The 7,123-nt window shown below is 60.7% G+C and carries 5 protein-coding genes and 1 riboswitch; of the genes, 2 read left to right on the forward strand and 3 right to left on the reverse strand.

Annotated elements, in window-relative coordinates:
- Positions 1-167: 167 nt before the first annotated feature.
- Positions 168-2,750: a DNA topoisomerase III gene (locus NFV80_RS06420; protein WP_296758164.1), complete on the forward strand. Its 2,583-nt coding sequence runs from the start codon at positions 168-170 to the stop codon at positions 2,748-2,750.
- A 57-nt stretch (positions 2,751-2,807) separates the two neighbouring features.
- On the opposite strand, the gene NFV80_RS06425 is transcribed toward NFV80_RS06420, so the two are convergent.
- A complete protein-coding gene (locus NFV80_RS06425) occupies positions 2,808-3,722 on the reverse strand; it encodes a hydrogen peroxide-inducible genes activator (protein ID WP_295327196.1) in 915 nt (304 codons plus the stop codon).
- A gap of 48 nt (positions 3,723-3,770) precedes the next feature.
- Positions 3,771-4,478, reverse strand: coding sequence for a pseudouridine synthase (locus NFV80_RS06430; protein WP_295327198.1), 708 nt, complete (start codon positions 4,476-4,478; stop codon positions 3,771-3,773).
- 98 nt (positions 4,479-4,576) lie between these two features.
- Between NFV80_RS06430 and NFV80_RS06435 the strand changes: the two genes are divergently transcribed.
- Positions 4,577-4,909: a DUF1840 domain-containing protein gene (locus tag NFV80_RS06435; RefSeq protein WP_295327190.1), complete on the forward strand. Its 333-nt coding sequence runs from the start codon at positions 4,577-4,579 to the stop codon at positions 4,907-4,909.
- 57 nt (positions 4,910-4,966) lie between these two features.
- Here NFV80_RS06435 and thiC read toward each other — a convergent pair whose 3' ends face one another.
- The gene (gene thiC, locus NFV80_RS06440) at positions 4,967-6,883 is read right to left on the reverse strand and encodes a phosphomethylpyrimidine synthase ThiC (RefSeq protein ID WP_295327192.1); all 1,917 of its coding nucleotides are present in this window, start codon (positions 6,881-6,883) and stop codon (positions 4,967-4,969) included.
- Between the two features lie 91 nt (positions 6,884-6,974).
- Positions 6,975-7,074, reverse strand: a riboswitch (TPP riboswitch).
- Positions 7,075-7,123 lie beyond the last annotated feature (49 nt).

The following is a 7,123-nucleotide window of genomic DNA, read 5'->3' on the forward strand; positions in this document are numbered from 1 at the left end:
TCCGCGGCGACGACTCGCGCTTGTCGTAGCCACATTTCTGAACCCTCGATGTCGCGCCGGCTTGCTTGCCAAGCGCAGCATAGAGCTCTTATCATGAGCTGCAGCACTTACTCGAGCGGTGGTTCGCCGATCGATTTCCGCCACTTTCCCCGTCTGCCGAAGATCGCATGAGCAAGAAACTGATCATTACCGAAAAGCCGTCCGTCGCTGCCGACCTGGCACGCGCCCTCGGTGGATTCGTTCGTCACGACGACTACTATGAGAGTGACGACTACGTCCTCTCCTCGGCGATCGGTCACCTCCTGGAACTCGCCTGTCCCGAGGAATACGAAGTGAAGCGCGGCAAATGGTCGTTTGCCAACCTGCCGGTGATTCCTCCACACTTCTCCTTGCAACCGATTGCCAAGACCGAATCTCGCCTCAAGCTCCTCGTCCGTCTGATCAAGCGCAAGGACGTCGACGGTCTGGTGAACGCCTGCGACGCCGGTCGCGAGGGCGAACTGATTTTTCACTACATTACCCAACATGCGGCCAACCGCAAGCCTGTGCAGCGCCTGTGGCTCCAGTCGATGACTCCGCAAGCGATCAAGGAAGGCTTTACCCGCTTGCGCAGTGGCAGCGACATGCGAGGACTCAGTGACGCTGCGGTCTGCCGCTCGGAGTCCGACTGGCTGGTCGGCATCAACGGCACACGTGCGATGACTGCGTTCAACTCGAAGACCGGCGGCTTCCACCTGACCACGGTCGGCCGTGTGCAGACGCCAACGCTGGCGCTGATCGTCGAGCGCGAAGACCGGATACGCAGCTTCAAGGCCCGTGCGTACTGGGAGCTGGAAGGCATATTCCATTGCCGCGCCGGCGAATATCGCGGCAAGTGGTTCGACGAGAAATTCAAGGGAAAGGAGGAGGACGAGCATGCGCGGGCCGACCGCCTGTGGGAGGAAGCGCGCGGTCGGATGCTGCAGCAGAAATGCCAGGGGAAGCCCGGGGAAGTCAGCGAGGAATCGAAGGCATCCAGCCAACTGTCTCCCCTGCTCTACGACCTCACCAGTCTGCAGCGGGAAGCCAATGCTCGCTTCGGCTTTTCGGCCAAGGCAACGCTCGGCCTGGCACAGGCGCTCTACGAGAAACACAAGCTGCTCACTTATCCGCGTACCGACTCGCGCGCGCTGCCCGAGGACTATCTGGCGACGGTTCGTACCACCCTCGCCATGTTGACTGGCGAAGGCGTCGGCAAAGGACACGACGAAGCCTTGCTGGCTCGTTACGCACCGTTCGCGACGCGTATTCTGGAGAGTAACTGGCTTGTACCAAACCGGCGGGTATTCAACGACAGCAAGGTTTCCGATCACTTCGCGATCATTCCGACGCTGCAGGCGCCCAAACACCTTTCCGAGCCTGAATCCAAGCTGTACGACATGGTCGTCAAGCGTTTCCTCGCCATCTTCCATCCCGCCGCAGAGTTCCTGGTCACCACCCGCATCACCCGCGTCGATGGAGAGCCCTTCAAGACCGAGGGCAAGGTGCTGGTCAACCCCGGATGGCTAGCCGTCTATGGCCGCGATGCGCAGCAGGGAGATGAAGCAAATCTGGTCGCCGTGGCTCCCGGGGAGAAAGTGCGGACCGAGAGAGTGGTGCTCAGTGCGCATCAGACCAAGCCCCCTGCTCGTTACTCGGAAGCCAGCCTGCTGACCGCCATGGAGAGTGCGGGAAAGGCGATGGACGATGAGGAATTGCGTGCGGCGATGGCGGGACGGGGCCTTGGCACCCCCGCAACACGTGCCCAGATCATCGAAAATCTCCTCGGCGAGCAGTACCTGCTGCGCGAAGGACGCGAACTGCTGCCGACGGCCAAGGCTTTCTCGCTGATGACCTTGCTCAACGGATTGGGAATTCCAGAACTCACCGCACCCGAACTTACGGGTGAATGGGAATGGAAACTCGCACGCCTGGAGCGAGGAGAAATGTCGCGCGAGGAATTCATGAAAGAGATCGCGGCGATGACGCAACACATCGTCGACCGCGCGAAGAGTTACGACAGCGACAGCATCCCTGGTGACTTTGGCGAGCTATCGACACCCTGCCCGAAGTGTGGTGGACGGATCAAGGAAACCTACAAGAAATTTCAGTGCCAGGGTTGCGAATTTTCGTTGTGGAAAATCGTTGCCGGGCGCCAGTTCGAAGCGAGCGAAATCGAAGAGCTACTCGCGCAACGCAAAGTGGGCCCTTTGAGCGGCTTCCGCAACAAGCAAGGGCGCCCCTTCAGCGCAATCATCCAGCTCAACGCGGCAGATGCTCCGGAGTTCGACTTTGGACAAAGCAGCACCGGCAGCGACGGAGCGGCCGAGGAAGTCGATTTTTCGCAGAGTGAGGTGCTCGGTTCCTGTCCGAAGTGCGCGGCACGCGTCTTCGCGCATGGGATGGCGTACGTTTGCGAGAAGTCGGTGGGACCGGTCAGGAGCTGTGACTTCCGCTCGGGAACGGTAATTCTGCAACAGGCCATCGAACCGGAGCAAATGCGCAAACTCCTTAGTACCGGTCGTACCGACCTCCTGAAGAATTTCGTATCGGCGCGCACGCGGCGAAAGTTTTCCGCCTTTCTGGTGCGCGCAGCCGACGGCAAGGTTGCTTTCGAGTTTGAGAAGCGCGAGCCGAAAGGGACCGCAATACCCCGACGCAGCGGGGATGCAGCAGCAGGCCCGGCAGCGGAAGCTGCTGCGCCGGTGCGTCGCAAGAAGGCAGTCGTCTAGGCCAGGCGTGAGGAGGATTGGCGAAACGCCAGCCGTTTCACGTGGAACAACCCGCTGCTACCCGCCTGCGACAACTCCGGGCGGGGGTGCGTCGAGGATTGCCGCCCGCAAGACATCAATCGCCTGTGGTCGCGGGAAAGTCACCCGCCAGGCGATGACCACCCTGCGTACCGGGACCGGCTCACCGAAACGGCGGAAGCGCAGAAGTGAATCATCCTGTGGCCAGGAAGCCGCGGCGGACGCAGGAACCACGGATATTCCCGCACCACTCGCCACCATGTAGCGAATCGTCTCCAACGAGCTTCCTTCGAGCGTTCCGGCAGTACCTCCGGGTTCGGCGAGCTGCGGACAGGATTGCACGACCTGATCGCGAAAACAGTTTCCGTTGCCCAGAAGGAGCAGATTCTCCGCTGCCACCTGGCCAGGATCGATCACCTCGGTCCCCGCCAGCGGATGTTCGCTCGGCATCACGACGCAAAACGGCTCCTCGTACACCACTTGTGAGACGACACCTGGTTCCGCGAAGGGCAACGCGACGACGATCGCATCGAGTTCACCCCGCCGCAACTGGGCCGCAAGGTTAACCGTGAAATTTTCGTGCAGATAGAGTGGCATGTGCGGGGCGCGTGAATGCAGGGCAGGAATCAGGCGAGGCAGCAGATACGGTGCAATCGTATAGATCACGCCCAGGCGCAGAGGCCCCAGCAAAGGGTCCTTGCCCTGCTCGACGATCTCCCGCAGTTTGGCGGCTTCGTCGAGCACTCGCTCGGCCTGCAGCGCAATCTGCTCGCCGACGCCGGTCAGCCGCACCTCCGCTGACGATCGTTCAAAGAGAATCACGCCATGGCGTTGCTCGACCTTCTTCAAGGCAACCGAAAGCGTCGGCTGGCTGACGTGACACTTGTCCGCGGCGTGTCCGAAATGCCTTTCGCGCGCGAGCGCCACGATATAGCGCAACTCCGTCAGCGTCATCATGATCGATTTCCTCTCACCAGCCGAACAGCGGAACCCCTCCTCGCATCACTCGCTTCGCGCCAGCGATTCGAGCTGCGCTGTTTCCAGCCAGGTCCACTCCCCTGGATTCAGCGTCGGTGGCAAGGCAAGGCCCCCGATCGCGATGCGGTGCAGTCGCTCAACGCGATTGCCCGCGGCCGCGACCATTCGCTTGACCAGATGATAGCTGCCAGCCGTCACGGTCACATGCAGCAGCCGCTCTTCGCGCCGGACGCAGTTGGCAGCCACTACCGGCTTAGCTTCATCATGCAACTCCACTCCACTCAACAGTGCCGCGAGCTGCCGATCATCGACCGAGTGTCGTGTCGCCACCTCGTACACTTTGGGAACGAGCTTGCGTGGCGAGGTATAGCGGTGAATGAATTGGCCATCATCCGTCAGCAGCAGCAGGCCGGTCGTATCCTGATCGAGGCGGCCGACCGCCTGTACACCGCGCGTCACCAACACCCGCGGCAACAGCGAATAGACGCTCGGATGATGGCTTGGCCGATGCGAGCACTCGTACCCTGCAGGCTTGTTGAGGGCCAGATAAGCCTGTCGACGATATTCCCACTCGACATCATCTACCGAAAACCGCAACCCATCCGAATCGAGTTGCGCATCCGCATCGCCACAAATCGCCCCTGCAATGCCCACACGACCGGCGGCAACCAGCGCGCGGCATTCGGCACGGCTGCCAAATCCTTGCGACCGGAGCAATCTTTCCAGCGTGATCAGCGAACGCCTCCCCAGTTGAAGACCAGCTCTCCGGCTATTGTGGTCGCAGGGCCGACCTGCAACAATGGACAAACGTCAATTTCGCGGAGACCCAGATGCTGGTGAAGTTCACTTCGAGCACGTCCGGCCAGATCATGATGTTCGCCCAGGTCGCCAGGCAAATGCTCGAGATCCTCGGCAAGGACTGCAACGCACGCGGCGTGATCACTTCCGAGCAGTTACCCGATGCCATCGCCAGACTGCGTGGCGCCGTCGCCGACGCGCATCGTCCCCCCCCGGCGAATAGCGAGCCCGAAGACGGCATCGACGAAGCGGAAGGCGGTTCCCGAGTCGGCATCGCCCAGCGCGCCTATCCGCTGATCGAATTGCTCGACTGGACACGCAAGGAAGACGGTTTCGTGCTCTGGGAAGCGGCTCACGACTTCTGAAACGCTCCCGTCACCAGGAGCAGGTCACCGCATTCGCGGCAATTCCGCGCCACACGCTCAGAGTTTTCGGTATACCTCGGCCCCCGTCTTCACGAACTCGATCGCCTTGCCTTCCATTCCTCGGGCGAGCGCTTCGCTCTCGCCCAGACCTTCTTTGAGGGCGAAGTCGCGTACTTCCTGAGTGATCTTCATCGAGCAGAAGTGCGGACCACACATCGAACAAAAATGCGCCACTTTGGCCGAATCCTTCGGTAGCGTTTCGTCGTGGAATTCGCGTGCCTTGTCCGGATCGAGGCCAAGGTTGAACTGATCCTCCCAGCGAAACTCGAAGCGCGCCTTGGACAAGGCATTGTCCCGAATTTGCGCGCCAGGATGACCCTTGGCCAGGTCCGCCGCGTGTGCAGCCAGTTTGTAGGTGATGATGCCGGTTTTTACATCGTCCTTGTCCGGCAGCCCGAGATGTTCCTTGGGCGTCACGTAGCAAAGCATCGCCGTACCGAACCAGCCGATCATCGCCGCCCCGATCCCGCTGGTAATATGGTCATAACCGGGAGCGATGTCGGTGGTCAAGGGGCCAAGAGTGTAAAACGGAGCTTCTTTGCAGTACGCCAGTTGCAGGTCCATGTTCTCCTTGATCATCTGCATCGGCACGTGCCCCGGGCCTTCGATCATCACCTGCACCTCATGCTTCCAGGCGATGTCGGTCAGCTCGCCGAGAGTCTTCAACTCACCCAGTTGGGCTTCGTCGTTGGCATCGTATATCGACCCGGGACGCAGGCCGTCGCCAAGACTGAAAGCCACGTCATAGGCCTTCATGATTTCGCAGATTTCCTCGAAATGCTTGTACAGGAAGCTTTCCTGATGGTGCGCGAGACACCACTTGGCCATGATCGAGCCACCCCGAGAAACAATCCCGGTCAAGCGGCCGGCGGTCAACGGCACGTAACGCAGCAACACCCCGGCGTGAATGGTGAAGTAATCGACACCCTGCTCGGCCTGCTCGACGAGGGTATCGCGGAAAATTTCCCAGCTCAGTTCTTCGGCCTTGCCGTCAACCTTCTCCAGCGCCTGATAGATGGGCACCGTGCCGATGGGTACCGGGCTATTGCGAATGATCCACTCGCGTGTTTCATGAATGTTCCTGCCGGTCGACAGATCCATCACCGTGTCGCCACCCCAACGAATGGCCCAGGTCATCTTTTCGACTTCTTCCTGGATGCTCGAGCCGAGAGCCGAATTGCCAATATTGGCGTTGATCTTGGTCAGGAAATTACGACCTATGATCATCGGTTCGCTTTCCGGATGATTGATGTTGCAAGGAATGATCGCACGACCGCGCGCGACTTCCGATCGGACGAACTCGGGGCTGATCTCGTCCGGGATAGCGGCGCCGTAGCTGTTCCCACGGTGCTGGCGACAGAGAATTTCTGCAAGCCGCTTGCCCTGTGGCCCCGCAGCCTGCAACTGCTCTATGTACGCACGGCGGTTGTTGTTTTCGCGGATGGCGACAAATTCCATTTCCGGCGTGATCATCCCGCGCCGCGCATAGTGCATCTGGCTCACATTGGCGCCCGCTCTGGCGCGCCTGGGCCGGCGATGCAGACCCGGAAAACGCAATTCATCGAGCGTCGCATCACCCGCGCGCTGGCGACCAAAGTCGGAGCTCAGTGTCGGCAGTGGCTCGCTGTCTCCCCTCGCGGCGATCCAGGCGGCGCGCAGTGCCGGCAGGCCAGCACGAATATCGATCGTCACCTGTGGATCCGAATACGGTCCCGAGCAGTCGTACACGTAAATCGGCGGATTCCTTTCGGCGCCGAGTGCAGTGGCAGTATCGGCCTGTGTGATCTCGCGCATCGGGACGCGAACATCCGGCCGGCTTCCGATCACGTAGATCTTGCGCGAACTGGGCAAGGGTTTGATCGCCGCGTCGTCTACACGAGCGTCGGCGGCGATGAATTTGTCGTTAGCGTTCATGATGTTTCCTTGCGAGTGGGCACGGCAAAGCGCTGAAATCCGGAGCATGCAAGGGTAGGCGAGGCGACGAAGGAGCAACCGACTGCGCGACACGGCGCGCGCTCCATTTTCCTACGACGGCATGACCCGTACAGGTTCGAAGGGTCTCTCTCAGCCACGCCTGCAGCCGCGCAGCACCCCCATCGTCGCCGCTCAACTTACTGGAATTGGTCTCGTTTAGCAAGAATGTCGGCCGTCCCG

It is taken from the genome of Accumulibacter sp. (assembly GCF_023806565.1).
Taxonomy (GTDB): Bacteria; Pseudomonadota; Gammaproteobacteria; order Burkholderiales; family Rhodocyclaceae; genus Accumulibacter.